Consider the following 22521-nt stretch of genomic DNA (forward strand, 5'->3'; position numbering starts at 1 on the left):
CCCGTCGGAGACTGGCCCGCACTACTGAAGGCCGCCAGCCCCGGTTCCCGTCGACGAGGTCGTGGCAAGCGTCCGAAGCCCGATCTGGAGCATATAGGCATGGCTCAGAACGGGTGGAGTGGTGCCTGCCGTATAGTTATACGACGTTACATAGTTGGCGGCCAGCACGAAACAGTCGTCCACATAGCCCGCGCCGATCACATACTGGTTGATCTTGTTGGCAGCGAGGTCCCACCGCGCGGCGCCCGTCACGACCCAGTTCGGTGCCACCTTGACCGAGCCGCTGCCCAGGATGCCCTCACGACGGGTGAGGTAACCGATCGCCGGATCGGCAGCATAGTTGCCGTAGGTCAGGGCCACCGACCAGCGGTCGAAGTTCGCCTTGGCTTCCGCCTCGAAGCGCTGGATGTTCAGGGTCTGCTGGTCGAACCGGCTGCGCATGCTGAACGTGTAGGTGCGGTTCGGCGAGTAGTCGACCCGCGCCACGTAGTCCGAGACGTTCTTGTCCAGGCCGGAGCCGATGGCGGTGTTGTTGGCGTCCTGCACCGCGAACGAGTTCATCCCGAACAGGTGATAGGACTGGCCGAACAGCACGTTGATGGTGCCGCCGCGGTCGAACTGCGTGGTCGCCTGGACGCCGACGTTGGCGCGCCCGCCGCCCTCGACGCGGTCGTAGCCGGAGAACTTGTCGACGCTGAACAGGTTGCTGGCGTCGAACACCATGCTCTGGGCGTCCTCGTTCGGCAGCCGGCCGGCATAGGTCTCGTTCGGCCGGATGATCACTTGCGCGATCGGCTCGATCGTCGTCGTGCCCCACGGCTGAACGTTGATGAACGGGTAGCGATATTCCAGGCCGACCGTCGGCATCAGCCGCAGCGCCTGGGTGTCGCCGGTCTGCAGGAAGTTGCCCACACCCGGCTGGTTCGAGACGTTGGCGTTGATCGCATCCGCGCGCAGGATCGCGAACGGCGTCCAGATCTGGCCGTAGGGATCCGTGAACGACCGCCGCCACTCCGCCTGCGCAGTCAGGCGGGTGTAGGTGCCGGGCGTGGCGCGCAGCAGGCACTGCGTCGGCAGGCGCGCAAGCGGGTCAGCCGATGTCGTCGTGCACAGGCCGTTGGTGTTGGCCGTGGTGGTGATCGGATCGAACACCGCCGTCTGGCGGCTCAGATTGACGAAGTTGGTCTTGTAGCTGAACTCGCCGCCGAACACGGGATAGTTCAGCACGTTCGAGTAATCCAGCACCGGATAGACCACCGGCACGGTCTGCTGGTTGCCCGAGAAGCTCAGATAGTGGATCGCCCTGACGTCGAAGAAGCTGCGGCTGCCAACGCCGGTCAAATACAGCTGCGAGATCGCCTCGGTCGGCAGGCTCATGAACGAGTTGAACGGGTCGCGGTACTGCGCCAGCCGGTAATCCGACAGGAACATGTAGTCGGACAGCAGGATGCCGTCCCAGCCCCAGACCCACTTGTCGTTGAGCGCGAACTGGCCCTTGGTGTCGACACCGCCGCGGAACTGGCGGTCGCCCGGCTGGCCGGCGAAGGCGTTGCGGTCGAGCTGATCGATGCCGTACAGGCGCACCTGATAGCCGCCATTGCTGAGGCGCTGGCGGAACTCGGTCTGCAGCAGCACGCCCTGCTTGGAGGTGATGCGCGGCGTGAAGGTCGCGTCGTAATCCGGCGCGATCGCCCAGTAATAGGGGATGTCGACGCCGAAGCCGTAGCCGCCGGTCTGGGTGACGCCGGGCATCAGGAAGCCGCTCTTGCGCTTCACGGTCGGATCGGGCGTCGAGAAGTAGGGGATGTAGGCCAGAGGAACGCCGAAGAATTCGAGCTGGGCGTTCTCGAAATACAGCATCTTCTCGGTCTGGTCGTGGATGATGCGCGCACCCTTGACCTGCCACAGCGGCGGCTTCTTCGGATCGTCCTTGCACGGCGCGCAGGCGGTGTACACGCCGTTCTCGAAGACGGTGTAATTGCCCTTGGAGCGGTCAGCGCGGGTCGCCGCCATCCGCGTCTGATCCTCGGTCTCGACGCGCAGCGAATCGACGAAGCCGTCACGATAGTCGTCCGACAGATCGAGGCTGTTGGCGTAGGTGATCTTGCCGTCGGCGTCGGTCATGCGGATGTTGCCTTCCGCATGCAGGCGCTTGGTCTTCTGGTCGTAGATCACCCGGTCGGCCTCGACCGAGGTGCCGTTGTAGAACAGTTGCACGTTGCCGACCGCCGACACGCGCGAGTTGTTGTAGTCGTAATCGACCTCGGTCGCCTGCACCAGCATCTGGTTGTCGTTGGCGACGCGCGGCGGCGGCGCCTTGGGCGGGCGCGGATTGTAGGTGAAGCCCTGCGCGACGGCAGGGGTCGGCGCCACGACCGCGGTCGCAGCAGCGACCATCAGGCCGAGCCCGCAGGCCAAAACGAATCCAAGTACGCCAGACCCGGCGCGACGCACGCGCGCGCAACCAACGCGCGCAACGGCATGCTGCCGAAGCGCGGCGAGCGCTGTCTGACGGACGGCAACGAACGACACTAGCCGTCCTCCTGGTAGAGCAAGGCCATGAAGCCCGTGAGGCCGCCGACGAACACCGGCAGCCACGCCGCAGCGATCGGATTCATCAACTCAGCCTTGCTCAAATCTTCAGTTACTTTCGACAGAACGTAGAGCAGAAACCCGGCGCCCACGCCACTCAAAACCATTTTCTGTACGCCACCCATTCGGAAGAACCTGAGCGACACGGACGCAGCCAGCATGACCATCGCAGCCAGCAAAAACGGCTGCGCGATCAGCTTATGATACTGCAGTTTGTACCCCGCGGTCGCGAAGCCCGAGCTCTCCGACGAGCGGATGTATGTCGGAAGTTGCCAAAACGACACAGTTTCGGGGGTGGAGAAGCTGTTTCGGACCTGTGCCGGCGTCAGGCTGGTCGGAAGAATGTACGTCGGTTCGTCGACCGGCGGCGCATCGAGGGAGAATCGGCGCACGGACCGGAAGACCCACCGGCCTTCTTCCAGGGTCGCCTCGCGCGCTTCGATTCGTTCCTTGAAGTGCTTGTCCGTATCAAAACGGAACAGGGTCAGTCCGGTCAGGCGGACGCCCTGCTGCTCGCTGCGCGCGGCATTGATGATGACAGAGCCGTCGGGGTTGATCTGGTTGAGCCAGAAGCCGGCCGCGTCCTGCACGCCGCCGCCCGGGGCGGCGCCGAACAGCTCGGCCTCCATGCGCTTGGAGAGCTCGCGCAGATTTGCCGACATCGGGTTGTAGAGGGTCGTCGCCATCAGCCCGAGCACGATGGCGCTTGCCAGCGCCGGCGCGATGAACTGCCAGGCGGAGACTCCGGCCGCGCGTGCCACCACGAGTTCGAGTCGGCGCGACAGCGCGAGATAGCAGGTCATGGCGCCGATCAGGACGCAGAACGGCATCATCTTCTCGAGCAATTGCGGCACCCGGAACAGCGACGTCTCCGCCACCATCAGCGCCGAGGCCGAGGCGAGCCCGGAGGTCTTGCGCACCATCTCGATGTAGTCGACGAGCACGAGCAGGATGAAGATGCTCGCGAACACGCCGACCGCCGAGACCAGGAAGCGGCCGGCGAAATAGCGCCCGAGCGTGTTGGTGACCATGCTCATGCGGTGGCCGGCCTTCCGAACAGGCGTGCGATCCGCGCGTTCGACCGGTTGATGGCTTCCATCAGCCGCGCCGGCGGTTCGACCACCACGCCGCCGATGATGATCCAGATGCTGAGGCCGAGCACGCCGAACAGCATGAGGTACTGCACCAGCGCCGCCATCGGCGTCTTCACAGTCATGACCGAGCAGGCGAAGCCCGCCATGCGGACGCCGAACACGGCGAGAATGGCGCTGCCGAACGAGAAGTTGCGGCTCTGGCGTGTCGTCCGCGGCGCGCCCAGGAATGCGAAGGTGAGGGCCGCGAAGGCGAACGGATAGATCGGCGCCAGGAAGCGGTCGTGCAATTCCTGGCGGAATTGTCCGGGGATCTGCTTGTAGATCGGATCGTTTTCGGCGGGCGCCATCAGTTCCCACAGATAGCGCTCGCGGATGCCGAGCGTGACGTCGCGGCCCTGGTTCGAAAACTTCGACATGTCGAAGGCGTAGCGGGCGAACGCGACCATCGCCGGCTCGCGCTTGCCGAGCTCGAAGCGTTCGAGATTGCCGTCCTCCAGCACCAGGAACGAGCCGTCGGCATTCTTCACGACGGTGCCCTTCTCGGCGATGATCGTGATTCGCTCCTTGGGGTCGCGGCGGTCGTCGATCAGGATGCCGGACAGCTCACCGCCGGGTTGGCGCTCGCGGATCCGGATGGTCAGGTTCTGGTCGAGCTGCGCGAACCGCCCGGGCTGTAGGATGTTGGCGAGCACGTCGGCGGTGATCTCGGCATCCCACTGCTTGATCCGACGCAGGCCGTCGGGGGCGAAGAAGGCGGCGATCACCGTCACCAGCACGGCTACCGCGCAGGTGGCATAGGCGAACGGCACGAACAGCCGGATCGGCGACATGCCGGCGGCGTTCATGACGATGATCTCCGAATCGGTCGCCAGCTTGTTCAGCGTGTGCGAGACCGCGATCATCAGCGCGATCGGCGCGATGACGCCGAGCAGGGAGGGAATCACGAGCCCGGTGATGCCAAGGAAGGTCAGGATCGTCTGGCCCTGGCTGGTCATCAGGTCGATGCCGCGCAACGCCTGCGTAATCCAGATCACGCCGGTGAGGCTGACCAACACCAGCGCGAACGACGCCAGCGTCGTGCGAAAGATGTACCTGTCGATGGACCCCATCGTCTGCGCTCGATCCCCAATCAGCAGTCCCGGAACGAGCGCTGCAGCCCCCCTTGAAACGGGTCCCCCAAGGCCGCTGTCGCCGTGACGTTCCAAGAGCAGTGAATATCATTACCATCTCGTTGATCCGTCGACAAAATGGCTGTGGCGTGGCGCCCCGAAAATACGGTCAAAATTTCATGATTGTGACTGGCCCGCCACGCGGCGCTTGGCAGCCGCGGTCCGGGCAGGCCATACTGCTGCCAAGTTGGGTTCCGAACTGCCGCCATCCGCGTCTGGCCCTTGAGGTTTTCGGCCGGACGTGGCGGCTCATCACGTCGAAATTTGGAGGATTGCTTGATGTCCGACGCCGTCAAGGTCGGCTTCGTCCCGCTGTCGACCGCCCCGCGTGGCATCGTTGTGGCGTTCTGCGATGACACCCTGCGACTTGGAGTCGCGACCGAGAAGGCGCTCGGGGGAGCCTCGGACCTGATCAAGCGCGCGGCCGGCGCAGCCCGGTTCAAGGGCAAGGATGGCGCGGTGTTGGATCTGCTGGCTCCTGAGGGAATCAAGATTCAGCGCTTGATCGTCATCGGCATCGGCAAGGGCTCGGATCTCAAGGACAAGGATTTCCTCAAATACGGCGGGACTTTAGCCGGAAAGCTGAACGCCGGAACTGAAGCGGTGGCGGTGCTCGCCGAGCTGCCTTCGGGACCGCTGTTGCCGGATCAGGTCAGCTCGCTGGCCGCCGGGATCCGGCTGCGGGCCTATCGGTTCGACCGTTACAAGACCAAGAAGAAGGATGAGGAGGGCGCCGTCAGCGCCAATGTCTCGATCGCCGTGGCGGACGTCGCGGCGGCCAAGAAGGCCTTCGCGCCGCGATCCCACGTGACCGACGGGGTGATACTGGCGCGCGATCTCGTCAACGAGCCGCCGAACGTGCTCTACCCGGAGGAGTTCGCCAAACGCGCTGCCGCCTTGCGCAAGCTAGGCGTCACCGTCGAGATCCTCGACGTGCCCGCGATGAAGAAACTCGGCATGGGCGCGCTGCTCGGCGTCGGCCAGGGCTCGGCACGGCCGAGCCGCACCGTCGTGATGCACTACAATGGCGGCAAGCGCGGCGAGCAGCCGGTCGCCTTCATCGGCAAGGGCGTGTGCTTCGACACCGGCGGCATCTCGATCAAGCCGGCCGGCTCGATGGAGGATATGAAGGGCGACATGGGCGGCGCGGCCTGCGTCGTCGGCCTGATGCATGCACTCGCCGCACGCAAGGCCAAGGCCAACGTGATCGTCGCCATCGGCCTGGTCGAGAACATGCCGGACGGCAACGCCCAGCGTCCGGGCGACATCGTCACCTCGATGTCGGGCCAGACCATCGAGATCATCAACACCGATGCGGAGGGCCGCCTCGTGCTCGCCGACGTGCTGTGGTACGTCGCGACCAAGTTCAAGCCGAAATTCATGATCGACCTGGCGACCTTGACCGGCGCGATCATGGTCGCGCTCGGCACCGAGCATGCCGGTCTCTTCACCAACAATGATGATCTCGCCGACAAGCTGTTCAAGGCGGGGCAGGAGACGGGTGAGAAGGTGTGGCGCATGCCGCTCGGCCACGAATACGACAAGCTGATCGATTCGCAGTTCGCCGACATGAAGAATACCGGCGGGCGCCATGGCGGCTCGATCACCGCCGCGCAATTCCTGCAGCGCTTCGTCAACGACACGCCGTGGGCGCATCTCGACATCGCCGGCACCGCGATGGGCGCGCCGAAATCGGAGATCAACCAGAGCTGGGGATCGGGCTATGGCGTCCGGCTGCTCGATCGGCTGGTGTGGGACTCCTACGAATCCAGATCCGACACCAAAGCCGAAGCCAAATCCGGCGCCAAGGCGTGACGCGGGGCGATGACCGAAGTCCTGTTCTACCACCTGCAGAACATGACCGTGGAAGGCGTGCTGCCGCCGCTGCTCGAGAAGTCGCTCGAGCGCGGTTGGCGCGTCGTGGTGCAGTCGACATCGGAGGAGCGCGCGGATGCGCTCGATGCGCATCTGTGGACCTATCGCGACGATTCGTTTCTGCCGCACGCCACCTGGCGGGTGGCCGATGTGGCCGACCAGCCGATCGTGCTCGCGGTGGAAGAAAGCAATCCCAACGGCGCGAACGTCCGTTTCCTGGTGGATAACGCGGCGCTGCCATCGGACTCGCACAGCTACGAGCGCATGGTGCTCGTGTTCAACGGCGATGATGCGGACGCGCTCGCGGCTGCGAGATCGGCGTGGACCGATTGCAAATCGCGGGGATTCGAGGTCACCTACTGGCAGGCGGATGAACGGGGGCGCTGGCAGCGCCGACAATGATACGGAGGCCCGTGAAGCGCCGATGATGGCAGCGCCGCGTGATTAATGATAATCTGCCGATTTACCGGCAGAGCGTTGGCAAAGTCACGAACGTGCCGCAAAGTGATGTTGGGACAACACGTTAGAGTGTCCACAGGTTGCAATTCAGCAAGGTTCATCGTGCGAGACCACACCAAACAGCTGACGCGCGCTCTGGCGTTCCTTGTGCTTGCCCCGGTCGTCGCCGGATGCTCGAGCACGCCCGATTTCCTGTCCAAGGACGCCGAGTGGTTCAACCGGCCGCAGCGCCTGTTCATCAGAAACATCTCGATCGACGCGCCGCCGCTGACGCCGGACAAGCCGGTCACGGCTGAGGATCTTGTGAGCGCCGAAGGCGCATGCCCGGGCATGGCGCCTGCGGCCGATGCTGCGGGCGCGAACGCGCTGGCGAATGATCCCGCCGCCGCGACGCCGGCTGCCGGCGGCACCGTCGCACTCGGCCACACCGAATGCGACGTGGTGCGCGGCATCGGTGCACCCGACAACGTCAACATCTCGAGCAATGGCGGCGAGCGCGTGGCCACGGTGACCTGGCTGCGCGGCGCACGCGCCGGCGTCTACACGTTCAGCTCCGGCCGCCTGACCTCGGTCGAGCGCGCGCCCGATCCGGGACCGGCGCCGAAGGTGGCGAAGCCGAAGGCGAAGAAGCGGACGAGCTGACGGCGGGAGGCGGCCATGCAAATAACCGGCCTCCGTCGCGAGTTGGAGGAGGCCGGGTATGCGGTGCGCCGTGATTTTCTTCCTCGCGAATTGTTGGAGGCCGGCAATCGAATCAAGTCTCGGGCCAGTCGTGAGGCGAGAGCGGAGCCCCATCTCGGGCTTGTTGTCTCGGTCAACTTTTCGGTCGATTTCGCGCCGATCATTCTCTTCGATGCACAATATGAATTGTTGGAGCGCGCCGGATACCGGGATGCGCGCTTTTTTGCTGGATTTCTGATCTCCAAGCCGGCCGGATGTCCGAGGCTGCACTGGCACCAGGATTGGTGGGGCTGGTCGAGCGCCGTGAGTTACGGCGCCACGCCTCCAATTCTCTATTTCATGTACTATTTGACCGACACGAGCGCTGCAAACGGATGCTTGCGCGTGCTTCCCGGCAGTCATCGGCGCAAGAACGATCTACATGAATTGATCGAGGGCAGGCCGACACATCCCGATCGGGTTCTGCCTGTCGACGACGTGCTGGTTTCCACAAGGCCAGACGAAGTTGATGTTGCTGTTCGGAAGGGGGATCTCATCGTTCGCGACGGCAGGCTCCTTCACGCATCCCATGCGAACAATTCGAGCGAAGACCGAGCCCTGATCGTATTGTCCTTCGTGCCGTTCTGGTCGGATCTCCCGGAGGGGCTGCAATGCGCCTTCGACAGAAAGCGGCCCAAGATCGAAAGATCCTGGCCGTCCGCCGAGGCCGAGCGCGTGCTGGATCGAGCGACGGTCTACAACGGCGCGTCGTCGCCGATCCATCTGCAGAGGACTCCGAACTTCGGCGACGATTAAGCTGCCGCGTCCTCCGCATCCAGCTCCATCACGACATCGGTCGCGTTCAAGGTATCGCCCGCTTTGCGCCTGACCTGACTGATTGTCCCGGAGTAGGGAGCTTTCACCGACAGTTGTGATTTGGCCGCCTCGATGACGTAGAGGACCTCACCGGTCTTCACCTTTTGGCCGGCCTTGACGCAGACGTCGTAGAGCAGGCCGTCAAGTCGAGCGTAAAGCTGCTTGTTCATGTTTCGTCCTCCTGAATCGCCTCAATCGAACCTCAAACATCAACGTCGGCTACCAAAAGTAGAGCAATTTTGATTCTGCTACAATGGCGCTTTCAATCTTATGGATGTATGTAGTCATCGTTGCTACCTCTAGCTCTGGGCATAGCGAGGCGCGCCATGAAGTGGTTCTTCAGCAAGTATCTTTTCGCAGGCATGATTGTCGTGGTTTCGTCGATTGCTGCGCTTGCCGACGTCCTGCCGGCGCCGTCGAGATGGACCAATCAACGAGGCTCGGTTCTCGAGATCTGGTCAGTCACCGATGGGCAGGTGCGAGGGCAATTCACCAACAACGCATCTGGGTTCGCATGCCAGGGTATTCCCTATCCGGTATCCGGCAGATCCGCCGGCAGCGCCGTTATGCTGGTCGTGACTTTTGCTCAGTGCAATTCCATCACGCGTTGGAGAGGCCAAGTCGGCGGCAATCAACTTCGGGCGAATTGGAATCTCTTCTACATTCAGCCCAACGGTGATCTCGGCAATCTGCCGGGTGCCGACCTGTTCCAGCGAACCAATTGATCCGGTCGCTCGCACCGATCCCGCCTTCAGCCGTGCTAGCCGCCGACCGCGAAGGCTTTCGGCTTGGAAGCAGCTGAAAGCCGAGCTATCGGCGACTTTCGGCCGAATGCCGATCCGAGGCTCGGGGCACTTCAGCTCCCCGCCTCGTCATGCAGCGTGCTGGCTTCCAGCCACTGCTCCTCGGCGCGCGCCAGCGCGTCGGCGGCATTGGCCCGCGCCTTCGACAATTGCGCGGCCTGCTTCGGGTCGCGCGTGAAGATGTCGGGCAGCGACAGCGCGCCGTCGATCTTGGCGATGATCTCGGTGATGCGGGCGATCTCGGCTTCGGCTGCCGCAATCTTCTGCTTCAGCCCGCTGCGCTTGTTGTCGCTGCGGGGCCGCTCGGTCTTCTCGGCGACCTGAGAGCGCTCGTTGTCGCGGGCCGGCGCGCTGCGCGTCGACAAGACCATGCGCCTGTAGTCATCGAGGTCGCCATCATAGGTCTTCACGGTGCGGTCGGCGACGACCCAGAGGCGGTCGGCGCAGGCCTCGATCAGATAGCGATCGTGCGACACCATGATCACGGCGCCGGGAAATTCGTTGATCGCTTCGGCCAGCGCGGCGCGGCTGTCGATGTCGAGATGGTTGGTCGGCTCGTCCAGGATGATCATGTTGGGGCCGAAGAAGGTCGCGAGCCCGAGCAGCAGCCGCGCCTTCTCGCCGCCCGACAGGCTCTTCACCAGCGTGTCGGCGGCCTTGCCGGAAAATCCGATCGCGCCGGCGCGCGCGCGCACTTTCGATTCCGGCGCATCGCCCATCAGCTTGCGCACGTGACTATACGGCGATCCAGTCTCGTCCAGCTCATCGAGCTGGTGCTGGGCGAAATAGGCGATCGACAGCTTGTCGGCGCGCGTGACCTTGCCGGAAAACGGTGTGAGCCGGCCGGCGAGCAGCTTCACCAGCGTGGACTTGCCATTGCCGTTGGCGCCGAGCAATGCGACGCGGTCGTCATTGTCGATGCGTAAGGTGACTCTGTTGAGCACCGGTTGCGCGGGATCGTAGCCGACCGAGGCGTTGTCGACCGCGATGATCGGCGGCGACAGCAGTCGCTCCGGTGCGGGGAAGGTGATCTCGTGCACGTCCTGGGTGACGAGCGCGGTGATCGGCTTCATCCGCTCCAGCATCTTGACGCGGGACTGCGCCTGGCGCGCCTTCGAGGCCTTGGCCTTGAAGCGCTCGACGAAGGCCTGCAGCCGCGCGCGCTCCGCTTCCTGGCGCTTGACCGCCTTGGCATCGAGCATCTCGCGGGTGGCGCGCTGTTCCTCGTAGGAGGAGTAGCTGCCGCGATACAGCGTGAGCTTGCAACGGTCGAGATGCAGGATCTGGTCGACGGAGGTTTCCAGGAGATCGCGGTCGTGGCTGATCACGATCACCGTGCGCGGATAATGCGCCAGATGATCCTCGAGCCACAGCGTGCCCTCGAGGTCGAGATAGTTGGTCGGCTCGTCCAGCAGGAGCAGGTCGGGCGCGGCGAACAGCGTTGCCGCAAGGGCGACCCGCATGCGCCAGCCGCCGGAGAACTCGGCGCAGGCTCGCGCCTGATCCGCGGCGGAAAATCCAAGGCCGCTGAGAATAGCGGCCGCGCGCGCTGGGGCGGAATGCGCGTCGATGTCGACGAGCCGGGTCTGGATCTCGGCGATGCGGTGTGCGTCATGGGCGGTCTCGGCCTCCTGCAGCAGCGCATGCCGCTCGAGGTCGGCCCGGAGAACCACCTCGATCAGGCTTTCGGGCCCGCTCGGGGCTTCCTGGGCCAGGCTGCCGATGCGCCACCGCGGCGGCACGGTGATGCTGCCGGTCTCCAGCGACAGTTCGCCGCGGATCGCCTTGAACAGGGTCGACTTGCCGGTGCCGTTGCGGCCGACCAGTCCGACGCGCGCGCCGGGCGGAATCTGCACTGAGCTCTGGTCGATGAGAAGCCGTCCGGCGAGGCGGATGGAGATGTCGGTGATGGAAAGCATGCGCGCCTTGTCACCGCGCGCGCGGCCAAAGGCAACCGCTTTGTCGCGGTCTCAGCGGCCGGAGAGGCTCATCCCGGTCTCGTCGCGCTTTCGCAACTCGTTCATCAGGTCCGCAAGCTGAGCCGGCAGACGAGAGCCGTCCGGCGGCAGGCTGCGTTGCAGGCGTTCGCCGACGGCCTCGCAGATCGACCGGCTGGTCTTGCGATCGAGCGCCTCGCTGAAATCGGCGGTGCGGCCAGACATGAGGGAGTTCCACGAGCAGTTGCAGGACGATGCCGTAACAAGTCGTGACCGCTCGATTTGTTTCCCGCTCCCGACCGGAAGACCCCGAAATGAGGTTGAAAATGCACAAAAAAAGCCCCGGCGTGGGGGAGACGCCGGGGCGATGCGAGTTCGGTGCGGCGGGGGGCGGGTGCCGCGCCGAGGCTCGTATCAATAGCAGCGGTTGATCCACCGCCAGCGCGGTCCCCACGGGGTCGGAACCACGCGGCGCACGTAGCAGCCGCCATAGCCGTAGCTGTAGACCGGGCCACCGACGAAGAAGCGCGGGCCGTAGAACGGACGGTGCCATCCGCCGTAGCCTCCGTGCCAACCGCCCCCATGCCAGCCGCCATGCCAGTGAGCCGAGGCGGCAGTCGGGGCGAGGGCGGCTGCGCCGAGGGCAACGGTGGCCGCCGCGATGAGGGAGAGTTTGCGCAACATGATCGTCTCCTGGATGACAGCGCTGGTGGCGCCGAAATTGTCCGACGGATGAGGCTGGGAGAGGGCGGCCACCGGTCGTATTGCTGGCTCGTCCTCGCCCGATGCCAACACCCTAGGAGCTTCGAGCTGAACACGGGTGGCACGGAGCCTTCAGACTATGTTCAGAATCGTGAAATTGTCGTAAGGCGTCGCGCTCCGGCAGGGAGCCCGGTCGCTTGCCGTCGGCCGATCGCGTCGATATAAGCCCGCAACTCACCGAAATCCCGCACCTCCAAGGACGATATCATGGCGATTGAGCGCACCTTTTCGATCATCAAGCCCGACGCGACCGAGCGTAATCTCACCGGCGCGATCAACGCGCTGATCGAGAAGGCCGGCCTGCGGATCGTGGCCCAGAAGCGCATCCGCATGACCCGCGATCAGGCCGAGACCTTCTATGCCGTGCACAAGGCGCGGCCATTCTTCGGCGAACTGGTCGATTTCATGATCTCCGGCCCGGTCGTGGTCCAGGTGCTGGAGGGCGAGGGCGCCATCCTGAAGTACCGCGACGTGATGGGCGCCACCGACCCGTCGAAGGCGGCCGACGGTACCATCCGCAAGCTGCATGCGAAGTCGATCGGCGAGAACTCGGTGCACGGTTCCGACGCGGCGGAAACGGCAGCGATCGAGATCGCGCAGTTCTTCTCCGGCAACGAGATCGTCGGTTGATCGATCCTCGTGCGGCTGAGGCCCCCTCAGCCGCACGACCTTCGTGCTCTGCGCTGAACTTATCTGAAAGGCCCGGCCGTGAACTGGCTATCGCAACTCGCCGATTCCGCCAGCTTCGGCCATGTGCTCGCTCAATTCGAGGCCGACCTGCAGAGCCCGGGCTTCTGGCTCGCGCTCGGCAAGATCGTCTGGATCAACGTGCTGTTGTCGGGCGACAATGCGCTGGTCATCGCGCTCGCCTGCCGCGGCCTGCACGGCAAGCATCGCTTCTGGGGCATGGTGGCCGGCTCCGGCATTGCCGTCGCATTGCGCATCGCCTTTACCGGCATCGTCGCCACCCTGATGGCGCTGCCATACCTGAAATTGATCGGCGGGCTGGCACTGATCGTGATCGCCGCCAAGCTGCTGGTGCCCGAGGACGAGAACGACGAGATCGCGGCCGGCACGACGCTGTGGCATGCGGTCCGCATCGTCGCGCTCGCCGACCTCGTGATGAGCCTCGACAACGTGATCGCGGTGGCTGCGGCCGCCAACGGCCAGGCGTCCCTGCTGATCATCGGCCTTGCCATGAGCATCCCGCTGATCATCGCGGGTGCCGCGCTGATCATGCTGGTGCTCGATCGGGTCCCGCTGCTGGTCTGGCTCGGCGCGATGCTGCTCGGCTGGGTGGCCGGCGAGGTGATCGCGACCGATCCCGCGATCGAGCCGATGCTGCACCATCTGCTCGACGGCACCGTCCTCATCAACATCGAGGCGACCTCGGCGCTGTTCGCCGGCAAGACCAATCTCGCGAGCCATGTCGATGTCATGGAGACGCTGATGTCGCTGATCGGCGCCGGTGTGGTGCTGATCGCCGGCTCGATCTGGCGCGGCCGCGCGCTGCAGCGTCAGGCCGAGAGCGAGCTGCAGCCGGTGCCGGCGCGCGGCGTCGATCTGCCGTAGCTGATCGTCAGGACGCGCCGCATCCGACCGGGCGGCGTCAGGACTCCGCATCCAGCCGATCGAGGAATTCGCGGACGGTGTGGACCGATCCCGTGGCCGCTGGCTGGTAGCCGGGCAGGGCAGCAACGGCGCGATGGAATTCGTCGCCCTTCATCACCTCGAGCACCCGCCGCATCGGGTCGGTTTCCAGAAACGATTTATGGCAGGCGAAGAAATAGTCCTCGGTGAGGATACGGATGAAGTCGAGCCCGAACTGCCGCGCGGCAGCCTCGACGCCGAAGCAGACGTCGGCCATGCCGCTCGCGACATAGGCGGCGACGGCGGCATGGGTGAACTCGATCTGCTGCGCGCCATTGATGCTGGTTTCGTCGATGCCTTGTGACGCGAGCAACTGATCGAACAACAGGCGGGTGCCGGAATCATGATCGCGATTGACGAAGCGCGCCCTGCCGTCGGCAAGATCGGCCAATGAACGGATGGACAGCGGATTGCCGCGCTTGACCATCAGCCCCATCTCGCGGGTCACGAAGCTGATGACGCAGTCCTGCTTGGGATCGAGCCAATCCCGGCAGGCCTGGATGTTCTGGGCACGCAGCTCGCCGCGCGGCAGATGCAGCCCCGACAGGTCGCATTCTCCTTGCGCCAGCGAGGCCAGCGAATGCTGGCTGCTGACATAGCGGACATCGACCCCGACGCCTGACTCGCGATCCAACAGCTCGCGCAGCTTGGCGACGGCAAAGCCGTGGCTGGCGTGAACGCGGATCACGCCAGGATGCGACTGCAGGAACGGCTTGATCTCGGTCACCAGCTCCTGCGCCAGATTGTCGAGCTGCGGGCCGAGGCGAGCCTGCATGCGCTCGCCCGCCCAGACCAGCTTGTCGCCGAACGCCGTGAGCTTCGATCCTTTGCCGCGCTGGGTCTCGACCAGCGGCACGCCGAAGAATTCAGACCACTGCTCGATCAGATTCCAGACGTGACGATAGGAAAGATGCGCGTCACTGGCCGCGCTGGTGATCTTACCCGTCCTCCCGATTTCACTGAGCACGCGGAGCATCACGACGATGCTCTGCGGGCCGTCGTCCTTGTAGAAGCGCCAGACAGGTTCGATCGCGATCCGCAACATCAGGGCCCGCTTGTGAAGTCGGCTTCATATGACCGCCGGCCATAGGCAACAGATATCATATTTACGAACAGATATTTGTTCTTACCTTCATTGGTATACAACAAACGGAGGAAATATGATGTCGATTGCATATGATTACGAGCGCGGCTCGAGGGGGACGTCCTATCTGACGAAGCCGTTCCAGCTCCTGATCGGCGGCAGGCATGTTCCCTCGGTTTCGGGACGCACCTTCACGTCGCTCAATCCTGCAACCGAGCAGGCGATTGCGACGGTCGCCGAGGGCAATGCCGAGGATGTCGATCTCGCAGTCGCCGCGGCCCGCAAGGCCTTCGAAGGGCCGTGGCGAACGATGCGTGCGGCGGAGCGCGGCGCGATCCTTCTGAAATGGGCGCAGCTGTTGCGCGACCATGCCGACGAGATCATCGAGCTCGAAAGCCTCGATGCCGGCAAGCCGGTGTCGGCGATCCTGCGCCAGGATCTTCCCGCCGCCATCGATACGCTCACCTATTACGCCGGATGGGCCGACAAGATCAGCGGTGAAGTCGTCTCCACGCGCGATGATGCGCTGACGTATACGGTGCGCGAGCCGGTCGGCGTGGTCGCGGCGATCGTGCCGTGGAATTTCCCGCTGATGATCGGGATGTGGAAGCTAGCGCCGGCGCTGGCCTGCGGCTGCACCGTCGTGATGAAGCCCGCCGAGCTGACGTCGCTGTCGGCGCTGCGGATCGGGGAGCTCGCGCTCGAAGCCGGACTGCCGCCCGGTGTTCTCAACATCGTGACCGGCCCCGGGCGCACCGTCGGCGAGGCGCTGGTCAACCACCCCGATGTCGACAAGGTCACGTTCACCGGCTCGCCCGGCGTCGGCCGCGGCATCATGAAGGCGGCGGCCGGCAACTTCAAACGCGTCTCGCTCGAGCTCGGCGGCAAGTCGGCCAACATCATCTTCGACGATGCGAACATCGAGGCCGCCGCGAAGGCTGCGGCCAGCGGCATCTTCTTCAACACCGGGCAGGTGTGCTCGGCCGGATCGCGGGTGCTGGTGCACGAGCGCGTGTATGACGAGGTGGTCGAGCGCCTGACCGAGCGCGCACGGGCGCTGCGGATCGGCGATCCGCTCGATCGCGCAACCTCGCTCGGACCGGTCATCTCCGAACGGCAGATGAAGACGATCCTCGACTATGTCGACATCGGACGCAACGAAGGCGCCACGCTCGTCACCGGCGGCCAGCGCGCGGCCGCCCGCGGCTATTTCGTCAGCCCCGCCGTCTTCGCCGGCGTCACGCACGACATGCGGATCTCGCAGGAAGAGATCTTCGGACCCGTGGTCAGCGTGATCAAGTTCAGGGACGAGGCCGAGGCGCTGCGGATGGCGAACGGCACGGCCTACAGCCTGGCCGCCGGCGTCTGGAGCCGCGACATGGGGCGCGTCCATCGCTTCGCCAAGCGCCTGCGCGCCGGCACCGTGTGGATCAACACCTATGGCTACACCGATGTGCGGCTGCCTTGGGGTGGCGATCGTGACTCCGGACTGGGCCGCGAGCACGGCACGGCCGCGCTGGACAACTTCACGGAGCCGAAATCCGTCTGGATGAACCTCGCGGTGTGAGCCAGGCGTCGGCTGACGCGGACGGCCGCCATTCGCATCGGCGGCCGTCTGCGCGATCCAACGGATCAGTCGGCCTTGGCGCCGGTCGGCGGCTGGCGTGTCGGCGTCCTCCGATGGCCTGTGAGAAGCACGATGGCCGTCGTGTTTGTTGCCGTTACCGTCTCCGATCACTGAGTCGGCCAGCCATCTTGGCGGCAGGATCACAAGCCAATCCACAGTGCTGCGGCACGGTGCCGCGCCTTTGCCAGGTACCGCAGGGCGCGGTCCTCTGTTTCTTATAATCTTGAACCCGTTCGCGCCGCCGCGACACCACCACGTCGAGCTCCACTGATCGGGCCATGATTGGAATTGTTTCGAATTGGACTTGCGCCTGTTGACTGCAGATGAGATTGCGCACGTCAAGTCGTCGTTCGACTTGGTATTTGCCAATGCTACACGGATGACGACGACGTTCTATGACCGCGTCTTCGAGCTCGCGCCGGAATGTCGGGCGATGTTTCCCGCCGACATGGACGTGCTGAAACGGGACTTCATCGCGACCCTGGCGGTCCTCGTCGGCAGCCTCGATCAGACGACTGGTCTGTTGTCGAGCACCGACATCCTCGGCCGCAATCATGCGCGCTATGGGGTCCGGCCTGAGCACTATCCGGTGGTCGGCGAAGCACTACTGTGGAGCCTCGCCAAAGGACTTGGTCCGCATTGGAATGATGAGGTCGAGCAGGCCTGGCGCAAGGTCTATGGCGTCATCGCCAAGCGCATGATCGCAATTTCGGTCGGCGCTCCGCGGTCCTGATCCGGATCTAGCTGCGCACGATCGAGCCGGAGCGGCCGACGAGGCGCGCGAGCTGCTTGAAGCGTCCGCCGACGCGGTCGGCGACGAGGTCGACCATCTGGTGCTCGAACACCAGCATCAGCTTGCGGTCCTGGGTGCGGAAATGCGTTGCGGGCAGCACGCCGGGCCGCGCCGCCGAGATCAGATGCGCGACGCGAAACGCGGTGCCGAGCAGGCGCGCACGATCGATCTGGGCCGGGCTCAGCTGCTCGGTGAGGGCAGGCGCCGCCGCCTCGTCGCGCAGGCCCTCGTAGCGGAAGAACACGGACAGCGCGACGAAGATGCGGCCCTCGTGGTTGATCGAGCCGAAATTGCCGTTCAGAACGATGCCGTAGGTCTGCTCGCCGCGATGGTCCGGATGCATGCGCCAGCCGATGTCGGACAACAGGCAGGCGGCGTGCCGCAGCCGGCGCTCGTCCTCGGTCTCGCGGATGTGCATCACGCGGAACAGGCGGTCGGTCCAGTCGATCAGCTCGCGGGCATGCTGGGCCGAGCGCGACAACAGCTCGTTGAGGCCCTGCGCCGCGCACAGCAGCCCGTCCTTGGCGCGCTCGGCGTCCGGAAGCTTGGAGTAGAGCAGGCCCTCGCGCACGCCGAAGGTCGAGAACACGACGGTCGTCGGCCTGGCGACGCGGATGATGTGCTCGAGCACCAGCGCAGCATAGGCAAGCAGCGGGCGCCGCGCCTCGGCGATCGCTTCGATGTCGGCCAGCATGTCGGCGGCGACGAGACGGCGCAGCCGGCGCACGAAGGCCAGCGCATCGGCCGCCGGAATCGCATAGCCGTGCATCACCCCGAGCGGATAGCCGCTCTGGATGATGTGGATGCGCGCCAGCGCGCGCCAGGTGCCGCCGACCGCATAGAAGGTGCGGTTCTGGCCGGCCAGCAGTTGCGGCAGGTCGGTCAGCGCCTCGCTCGCGATCCGCTGCGCCTTCTTCAGCGATTTCTCGGCGAGATCCTGCAGCGCCAGGCTGCCGAGCGGCAGGGTAACGCCGCTGCGGACCTGGTGCCCGCGCACGTCGATCAGCTCAAGTGAGCCGCCGCCGAGATCACCGACGATGCCGTCGGGCTTGTGAATGCCGGAAATGACACCGAGCGCCGAATAGCGCGCCTCTTCGGGGCCGGTGAGGATCTGGATCGGGACGCCGCAGATCTTCTCGGCCTTGGCGATGAAATCAGCGCCGTTCGAAGCATCGCGGCAGGCGGCGGTCGCGATGGCATGCACTTGCCCCACCCGCTGCACCTTGCACAACGCGCGGAAGCGCTTCAGCGCGGTCAGCGCCTTGTCGACGGCATCGGCCGCGAGCAGGCCGGTGGTCTGGACCTCGCGGCCGAGCCCGCACAGCGCCTTCTCGTTGAACACGGTCACGAGGCTGCGTTCCATCGCCTGGTAGACGACGAGACGGACCGAATTCGAGCCGATGTCGATGACACCGACGCTGGCGGACCTCGTGCCGGGCCGCTTCACCACGGCATGTCCCGTTGCAGAAGGCCCCGGTGCAGACAGCCCCTATGAAGGAGAGCGTTCATTCCGGCGCGTGAGCCGGCGCGGCGATGATTCCTTGAGCGACTTTCCACGGCCGGACAGACTCGGATTCGTCATGAAGTAATTGTGCAGGTTGAACGGCTCCTCGCCCTTCGCGGCCTTCATACGCGTTGACGACCCATCCGGCAACAATTGCCAGCTCTGCTCGGTGTCCTTGAGGTTCGCGACCATGATCTGTTCCAGAACCTGCTGATGCACGGTCGGGTTCTGAAGCGGGCAAAGCACCTCGACGCGGCGGTCGAGATTGCGCGGCATCATGTCGGCCGAGGAGATGTAGACGGCGGCCTTGGCGCTCGGCAGGCCCTGACCCATACCAAAGCAGTAGATGCGGCCATGCTCGAGGAAGCGGCCGATCACCGATTTGACGCGAATGTTCTCCGACAGTCCGGGGAGGCCGGGACGCAGGCAGCAGATGCCGCGCACGATCAGCTCGATCGAGACGCCGGCCTGCGAGGCCTCATACAGCGCGTCGATGATGTCTGGATCGACCAGCGAGTTCATCTTCATCCAGATCACGGCCGGCTTGCCCTGGCGGGCGAAGCTGGTCTCACCGTGGATGTGCTCGATCATGCGCTTGCGAAGCGTGAGCGGCGACACCGCCATCTTCTCGATGTCGATCGGCTCGGCATAGCCGGTGATGTAGTTGAACACCCGCGTGACGTCGCGGCCGATCACCGGGTCCGATGTGAAGTAGGACAGGTCGGTGTAGATGCGCGCCGTCACCGGATGATAGTTGCCGGTGCCGGTGTGGACATAGGTGGTGAGGCTGCCGCCCTCGCGGCGCACGACCATCGACAGCTTGGCATGCGTCTTCAGCTCCAGAAAGCCGTAGACGACCTGCACGCCGGCGCGCTCCAGATCGCGGGCCCAGCGGATGTTGGCCTCCTCGTCGAAACGCGCCTTGAGCTCGACCAGCGCCGTCACCGACTTGCCGGCTTCGGCAGCTTCCACCAGCGTGCGCACGATAGGCGAGTTGTTGGAGGTGCGGTACAGCGTCTGCTTGATCGCGACGACGTCCGGGTCGCGCGCCGCCTGCTGCAGGAACTGCACGACGACGTCGAACGACTCGTAAGGGTGATGGACGATCAGGTCCTTCTGCCGGATGGCGGCGAAGATGTCGCCGCCATGGTCGCGGACACGCTCGGGATGGCGCGGCACATAGGGCGCGAATTCGAGGTCGGGCCGGTCGACGCGCGTCAGTTGCGACAGCTCGTTCATCGCCAGCACGCCGTCGACCAGGAACACCTCGTCATCGGTGGTCGAGAGCGCATTCTGCACGAAGCGGCGCAGCTCCTCCGGCATGTTGGCCTCGATCTCGAGCCGGATCACCGAGCCGCGACGGCGCCGCTTCAGCGCGGTTTCGAACAGCCGCACCAGGTCTTCGGCCTCTTCCTCGATCTCGATCTCGCTGTCGCGGATGATCCGGAAGGCGCCCTGGCCCTTCACGGTGTAGCCCGGAAACAGCCGGCCGATGAACAGGCCGGTCGCCTGTTCCAGGGTGATCAGGCGGATCACGCCATCCTTGGAGCCGGGGAAGCGGATGAAGCGGTCGATCTTGCCGGGCATGCGGATCAGGGCGTTCATCGGGCGCCCGTCGGCGGAGCGGATCAGCTGCAGCGCCACTGTGAAGCCGAGGCTCGGGATGAACGGGAACGGATGCGCCGGATCGATCGCGAGTGGCGTCAGCAGCGGGAAGATGTTGGCGAGGAAGTGGTCCTCGATCCAGGCGCGCTCGCTCTTGGTGACGTCCTGACCGTCGACGAGCACGATGCCGAGTTCGCCGAGAAACTTGCGCAGGTCGCGCCAGATCGCCTGCTGGTCGATCGCGAGCTGCGACACCGTCTCGTTGATCAGCTTCAGCTGCTCGGTCGGGGTCAGCCCGTCGGGGCTGCGCTCGGCGATGCCCTCGCGGACCTGGGCGCGGATGCCGGCGACGCGGACCATGAAGAATTCATCAAGGTTGTTGGCGGAAATCGACAGGAAGCGCACCCGCTCCAGGGCGGGATGGCGCGGATTGACCGATTCCTCCAGAACGCGGCGGTTGAAGTGAAGCCAGGACAATTCCCGATTGATGAATCGCTCGGGGCTCGAGGCAATCTCGATGGACGGCGCGGCGACCGGTTCTTTCTCTGAGATTTCAGTAACTTGCTCGGTATCCATCGGAATTCGATCCATATCCATCCAGTCGCGAACCAGTCGCGAACGGTCGACCGTAGCCCAATCTGGGTAACCAGGGGATGACGTTGCCGGCACCATTGGGGTTCCGTGCCCGTCCGCCGTCAAGATGGCCGCGGGTCACAGCGGGCGGAGCAGCTCCGCCGCCAGCGCCCGGGTGACCGGCCGTCCGAGCCGCAGGGACTCGTCGTCCAGCAGTGCGACGGTCTGGCGGGCGGCGGCGTAGGACCGTTCGATGTGGCTTGCGAGATAGCTGACCACGGTCTCGTCGATCGCCAGTTGCCGGTCCGCGGCCAGCTTGACGATCAAGGCGCGGAACAGCTGGTCGTCGGGCGGTAGCAGCGTGACGACCGGGACGGCGCGCAGCCGCGACCTCAGATCGGCCAGGGCGATGGGCAGGGCCGCTGGGGCCTCGCGCGCCGTGATCAGCACGAAGGCCTCGTCCTGGCGGGCGAGGTTCAGCAGGTGAAACAGCGCTCGCTCGTCGAGATCGGTTGCCGTCAGATCCTCCAGCACCAGCGCGCCGGTGGCGAGCGCCCCAGGGACCACGCTCGCCTCGAGGGCATGCGCGGACAGCGATCGGGCGCCAGCCCGCTCGGCCCAGATGGCGGCGAGGTGGCTCTTGCCAGAGCCGTCGGGGCCGACCAGGAACATGGTCCGCGCCGGCCATTCCGGCCAGGCGTCGACCAGAGCGAGCCCGGCCGCGTTGCCCGGACCTTCGAAGAAATTGTCCCGCGTCAGGCTCTCCGCATGCGGCAGCGCGAAGGCCAGCTGACGAGGGGGGATATGGCCAGCCAAGATCGAATTGCTCCGTATCGTGTGGTGCGTGAGGTCGGGACGGGCCCTCCGCGGAGGATCACCGGACCTCGATGGTGCTCATGTGGCGCACCCAGTCGACGAGATACAGCCCGACCGACACGAGGGTAAAGACGGTGACCAGCACCATCAGCACCACATCGTAGGGCTGGGGCTCGAAGCCGAAGCTGAGCGAGGCCAGCACGAGCGCCGCGAATCCCACCTGGGCGACCGTGTTCAGCTTGGACACCATCAATGGCTTCATCGCGACCGGCCGGTCGAACAGCCAGGACACGATCACCGCCGAGACGATCATGATGTCGCGCGAGACCACCAGGATGACGATCCAGCGCGGGATCGCGCCCCAGATGCCAAGCGTGACGAAGATCGAGACCAGCAGCGCCTTGTCGGCGAGAGGATCGAGCAGCGCTCCCAACTCGGACCGCAGGTTGAAGCGCTTGGCCAGGAAGCCGTCCACGGCGTCGCTCACCCCCGCGACCACGAAGACCAGAAATGCGATCTCCATCTGGCCGGCCGCAATGGCCCAGACGACGATCGGAACCAGCAGGATTCGACCCAGCGTGATCAGATTGGGGATACTGTGGGGAATGGTCACGCAGCGGGTCCCGACGACGACTCGATCAA

The 22521-nt window shown here is 65.0% G+C and carries 21 protein-coding genes; 9 read left to right on the forward strand and 12 right to left on the reverse strand.

The window, feature by feature from the left end; genetic code table 11:
* Positions 1-21: 21 nt before the first annotated feature.
* Genes QX073_RS04805 through lptF form a run of 3 tightly spaced genes read right to left on the reverse strand, consistent with a single transcriptional unit; the run spans position 22 to position 4795 of the window.
* Complete coding sequence (locus tag QX073_RS04805) at positions 22-2532, reverse strand: LPS-assembly protein LptD (protein ID WP_315712394.1); 2511 nt, start codon at positions 2530-2532, stop codon at positions 22-24.
* Positions 2532-3629 (reverse strand): LPS export ABC transporter permease LptG, encoded by a 1098-nt coding sequence (lptG, locus tag QX073_RS04810; protein WP_315712392.1) that lies wholly within the window; start codon positions 3627-3629, stop codon positions 2532-2534. The genes QX073_RS04805 and lptG overlap by 1 nt, the downstream gene beginning before the upstream one ends.
* Positions 3626-4795: an LPS export ABC transporter permease LptF gene (lptF, locus tag QX073_RS04815; protein ID WP_315749956.1), complete on the reverse strand. Its 1170-nt coding sequence runs from the start codon at positions 4793-4795 to the stop codon at positions 3626-3628. The genes lptG and lptF overlap by 4 nt, the downstream gene beginning before the upstream one ends.
* 339 nt (positions 4796-5134) lie before the next feature.
* Here lptF and QX073_RS04820 point away from each other — a divergent pair, with 339 nt between their 5' ends.
* The 4 genes from QX073_RS04820 to QX073_RS04835 all read left to right on the forward strand — a co-directional run bounded on the left by QX073_RS04820 (position 5135) and on the right by QX073_RS04835 (position 8665).
* Positions 5135-6670, forward strand: coding sequence for a leucyl aminopeptidase (locus tag QX073_RS04820; protein ID WP_316225396.1), 1536 nt, complete (start codon positions 5135-5137; stop codon positions 6668-6670).
* A gap of 9 nt (positions 6671-6679) precedes the next feature.
* Positions 6680-7132, forward strand: a complete 453-nt coding sequence (locus QX073_RS04825; protein WP_315749957.1) for a DNA polymerase III subunit chi — start codon at positions 6680-6682, stop codon at positions 7130-7132.
* A 204-nt stretch (positions 7133-7336) separates the two neighbouring features.
* The gene (locus QX073_RS04830; protein ID WP_315712649.1) at positions 7337-7831 is read left to right on the forward strand and encodes a hypothetical protein; all 495 of its coding nucleotides are present in this window, start codon (positions 7337-7339) and stop codon (positions 7829-7831) included.
* 15 nt (positions 7832-7846) lie between these two features.
* Complete coding sequence (locus tag QX073_RS04835; RefSeq protein ID WP_316225397.1) at positions 7847-8665, forward strand: phytanoyl-CoA dioxygenase family protein; 819 nt, start codon at positions 7847-7849, stop codon at positions 8663-8665.
* Here the strand turns inward: QX073_RS04835 and QX073_RS04840 are convergent.
* A complete protein-coding gene (locus tag QX073_RS04840) occupies positions 8662-8895 on the reverse strand; it encodes an acetyl-CoA carboxylase biotin carboxyl carrier protein subunit (RefSeq protein ID WP_315712384.1) in 234 nt (77 codons plus the stop codon). The genes QX073_RS04835 and QX073_RS04840 overlap by 4 nt on opposite strands.
* Positions 8896-9051: 156 nt before the next feature.
* On the opposite strand from QX073_RS04840, the gene QX073_RS04845 reads away from it, so the two are divergent.
* Positions 9052-9450, forward strand: a complete 399-nt coding sequence (locus QX073_RS04845) for an avidin/streptavidin family protein (RefSeq protein ID WP_316225398.1) — start codon at positions 9052-9054, stop codon at positions 9448-9450.
* A 131-nt stretch (positions 9451-9581) separates the two neighbouring features.
* Here QX073_RS04845 and QX073_RS04850 read toward each other — a convergent pair whose 3' ends face one another.
* The 3 genes from QX073_RS04850 to QX073_RS04860 all read right to left on the reverse strand — a co-directional run bounded on the left by QX073_RS04850 (position 9582) and on the right by QX073_RS04860 (position 12149).
* On the reverse strand, positions 9582-11447 hold the full coding sequence (locus tag QX073_RS04850) for an ABC-F family ATP-binding cassette domain-containing protein (RefSeq protein WP_315749962.1): 1866 nt from the start codon (positions 11445-11447) through the stop codon (positions 9582-9584).
* A gap of 51 nt (positions 11448-11498) precedes the next feature.
* Positions 11499-11690: a hypothetical protein gene (locus tag QX073_RS04855; protein ID WP_315712381.1), complete on the reverse strand. Its 192-nt coding sequence runs from the start codon at positions 11688-11690 to the stop codon at positions 11499-11501.
* A gap of 189 nt (positions 11691-11879) precedes the next feature.
* Positions 11880-12149, reverse strand: a complete 270-nt coding sequence (locus QX073_RS04860; RefSeq protein ID WP_315712648.1) for a sulfur globule protein precursor — start codon at positions 12147-12149, stop codon at positions 11880-11882.
* A 285-nt stretch (positions 12150-12434) separates the two neighbouring features.
* On the opposite strand from QX073_RS04860, the gene ndk reads away from it, so the two are divergent.
* Both ndk and QX073_RS04870 read left to right on the forward strand, forming a co-directional pair.
* Positions 12435-12857 (forward strand): nucleoside-diphosphate kinase, encoded by a 423-nt coding sequence (gene ndk / locus QX073_RS04865; protein WP_315712380.1) that lies wholly within the window; start codon positions 12435-12437, stop codon positions 12855-12857.
* 78 nt (positions 12858-12935) lie between these two features.
* A complete protein-coding gene (locus tag QX073_RS04870) occupies positions 12936-13799 on the forward strand; it encodes a TerC family protein (protein WP_315712379.1) in 864 nt (287 codons plus the stop codon).
* A 37-nt stretch (positions 13800-13836) separates the two neighbouring features.
* Here the strand turns inward: QX073_RS04870 and QX073_RS04875 are convergent, their stop codons facing one another.
* Positions 13837-14922 (reverse strand): substrate-binding domain-containing protein, encoded by a 1086-nt coding sequence (locus tag QX073_RS04875; protein WP_315712378.1) that lies wholly within the window; start codon positions 14920-14922, stop codon positions 13837-13839.
* A gap of 118 nt (positions 14923-15040) precedes the next feature.
* Here QX073_RS04875 and QX073_RS04880 point away from each other — a divergent pair, with 118 nt between their 5' ends.
* Entirely contained in the window at positions 15041-16528 is a 1488-nt protein-coding gene (locus tag QX073_RS04880) for an aldehyde dehydrogenase family protein (RefSeq protein WP_315826800.1), read from the forward strand.
* Positions 16529-16967: 439 nt separating this feature from the next.
* A complete protein-coding gene (locus tag QX073_RS04885; protein ID WP_316194125.1) occupies positions 16968-17321 on the forward strand; it encodes a globin domain-containing protein in 354 nt (117 codons plus the stop codon).
* Between the two features lie 7 nt (positions 17322-17328).
* Here the strand turns inward: QX073_RS04885 and ppx are convergent, their stop codons facing one another.
* From ppx to QX073_RS04905, 4 genes are all read right to left on the reverse strand, one after another.
* Positions 17329-18828 (reverse strand): exopolyphosphatase, encoded by a 1500-nt coding sequence (gene ppx, locus QX073_RS04890; protein WP_316164845.1) that lies wholly within the window; start codon positions 18826-18828, stop codon positions 17329-17331.
* A gap of 42 nt (positions 18829-18870) precedes the next feature.
* A complete protein-coding gene (locus tag QX073_RS04895) occupies positions 18871-21066 on the reverse strand; it encodes an RNA degradosome polyphosphate kinase (protein ID WP_315712373.1) in 2196 nt (731 codons plus the stop codon).
* A gap of 135 nt (positions 21067-21201) precedes the next feature.
* On the reverse strand, positions 21202-21879 hold the full coding sequence (locus QX073_RS04900) for a DnaA ATPase domain-containing protein (RefSeq protein ID WP_316164711.1): 678 nt from the start codon (positions 21877-21879) through the stop codon (positions 21202-21204).
* A 58-nt stretch (positions 21880-21937) separates the two neighbouring features.
* Complete coding sequence (locus tag QX073_RS04905; protein WP_315712371.1) at positions 21938-22492, reverse strand: CDP-alcohol phosphatidyltransferase family protein; 555 nt, start codon at positions 22490-22492, stop codon at positions 21938-21940.
* Positions 22493-22521: the final 29 nt, after the last annotated feature.

Origin of the sequence: Bradyrhizobium sp. SZCCHNS3052, from assembly GCF_032484495.1 — a bacterium.
Taxonomy (GTDB): domain Bacteria; phylum Pseudomonadota; class Alphaproteobacteria; order Rhizobiales; family Xanthobacteraceae; genus Bradyrhizobium.

Bases quoted from the DNA above. Each gene is read 5' to 3' on its own strand.
- lptG (WP_315712392.1), bottom strand. From the start codon at position 3,629: ATGAGCATGGTCACCAACACGCTCGGGCGCTATTTCGCCGGCCGCTTC.
- lptF (WP_315749956.1), bottom strand. From the start codon at position 4,795: ATGGGGTCCATCGACAGGTACATCTTTCGCACGACGCTGGCGTCGTTC.
- QX073_RS04820 (WP_316225396.1), top strand. From the start codon at position 5,135: ATGTCCGACGCCGTCAAGGTCGGCTTCGTCCCGCTGTCGACCGCCCCG.
- QX073_RS04825 (WP_315749957.1), top strand. From the start codon at position 6,680: ATGACCGAAGTCCTGTTCTACCACCTGCAGAACATGACCGTGGAAGGC.
- QX073_RS04835 (WP_316225397.1), top strand. From the start codon at position 7,847: ATGCAAATAACCGGCCTCCGTCGCGAGTTGGAGGAGGCCGGGTATGCG.
- QX073_RS04840 (WP_315712384.1), bottom strand. From the start codon at position 8,895: ATGAACAAGCAGCTTTACGCTCGACTTGACGGCCTGCTCTACGACGTC.
- QX073_RS04845 (WP_316225398.1), top strand. From the start codon at position 9,052: ATGAAGTGGTTCTTCAGCAAGTATCTTTTCGCAGGCATGATTGTCGTG.
- QX073_RS04850 (WP_315749962.1), bottom strand. From the start codon at position 11,447: ATGCTTTCCATCACCGACATCTCCATCCGCCTCGCCGGACGGCTTCTC.
- QX073_RS04855 (WP_315712381.1), bottom strand. From the start codon at position 11,690: ATGTCTGGCCGCACCGCCGATTTCAGCGAGGCGCTCGATCGCAAGACC.
- QX073_RS04860 (WP_315712648.1), bottom strand. From the start codon at position 12,149: ATGTTGCGCAAACTCTCCCTCATCGCGGCGGCCACCGTTGCCCTCGGC.
- ndk (WP_315712380.1), top strand. From the start codon at position 12,435: ATGGCGATTGAGCGCACCTTTTCGATCATCAAGCCCGACGCGACCGAG.
- QX073_RS04875 (WP_315712378.1), bottom strand. From the start codon at position 14,922: ATGTTGCGGATCGCGATCGAACCTGTCTGGCGCTTCTACAAGGACGAC.
- QX073_RS04880 (WP_315826800.1), top strand. From the start codon at position 15,041: ATGTCGATTGCATATGATTACGAGCGCGGCTCGAGGGGGACGTCCTAT.
- QX073_RS04885 (WP_316194125.1), top strand. From the start codon at position 16,968: ATGACGACGACGTTCTATGACCGCGTCTTCGAGCTCGCGCCGGAATGT.
- QX073_RS04895 (WP_315712373.1), bottom strand. From the start codon at position 21,066: ATGGATACCGAGCAAGTTACTGAAATCTCAGAGAAAGAACCGGTCGCC.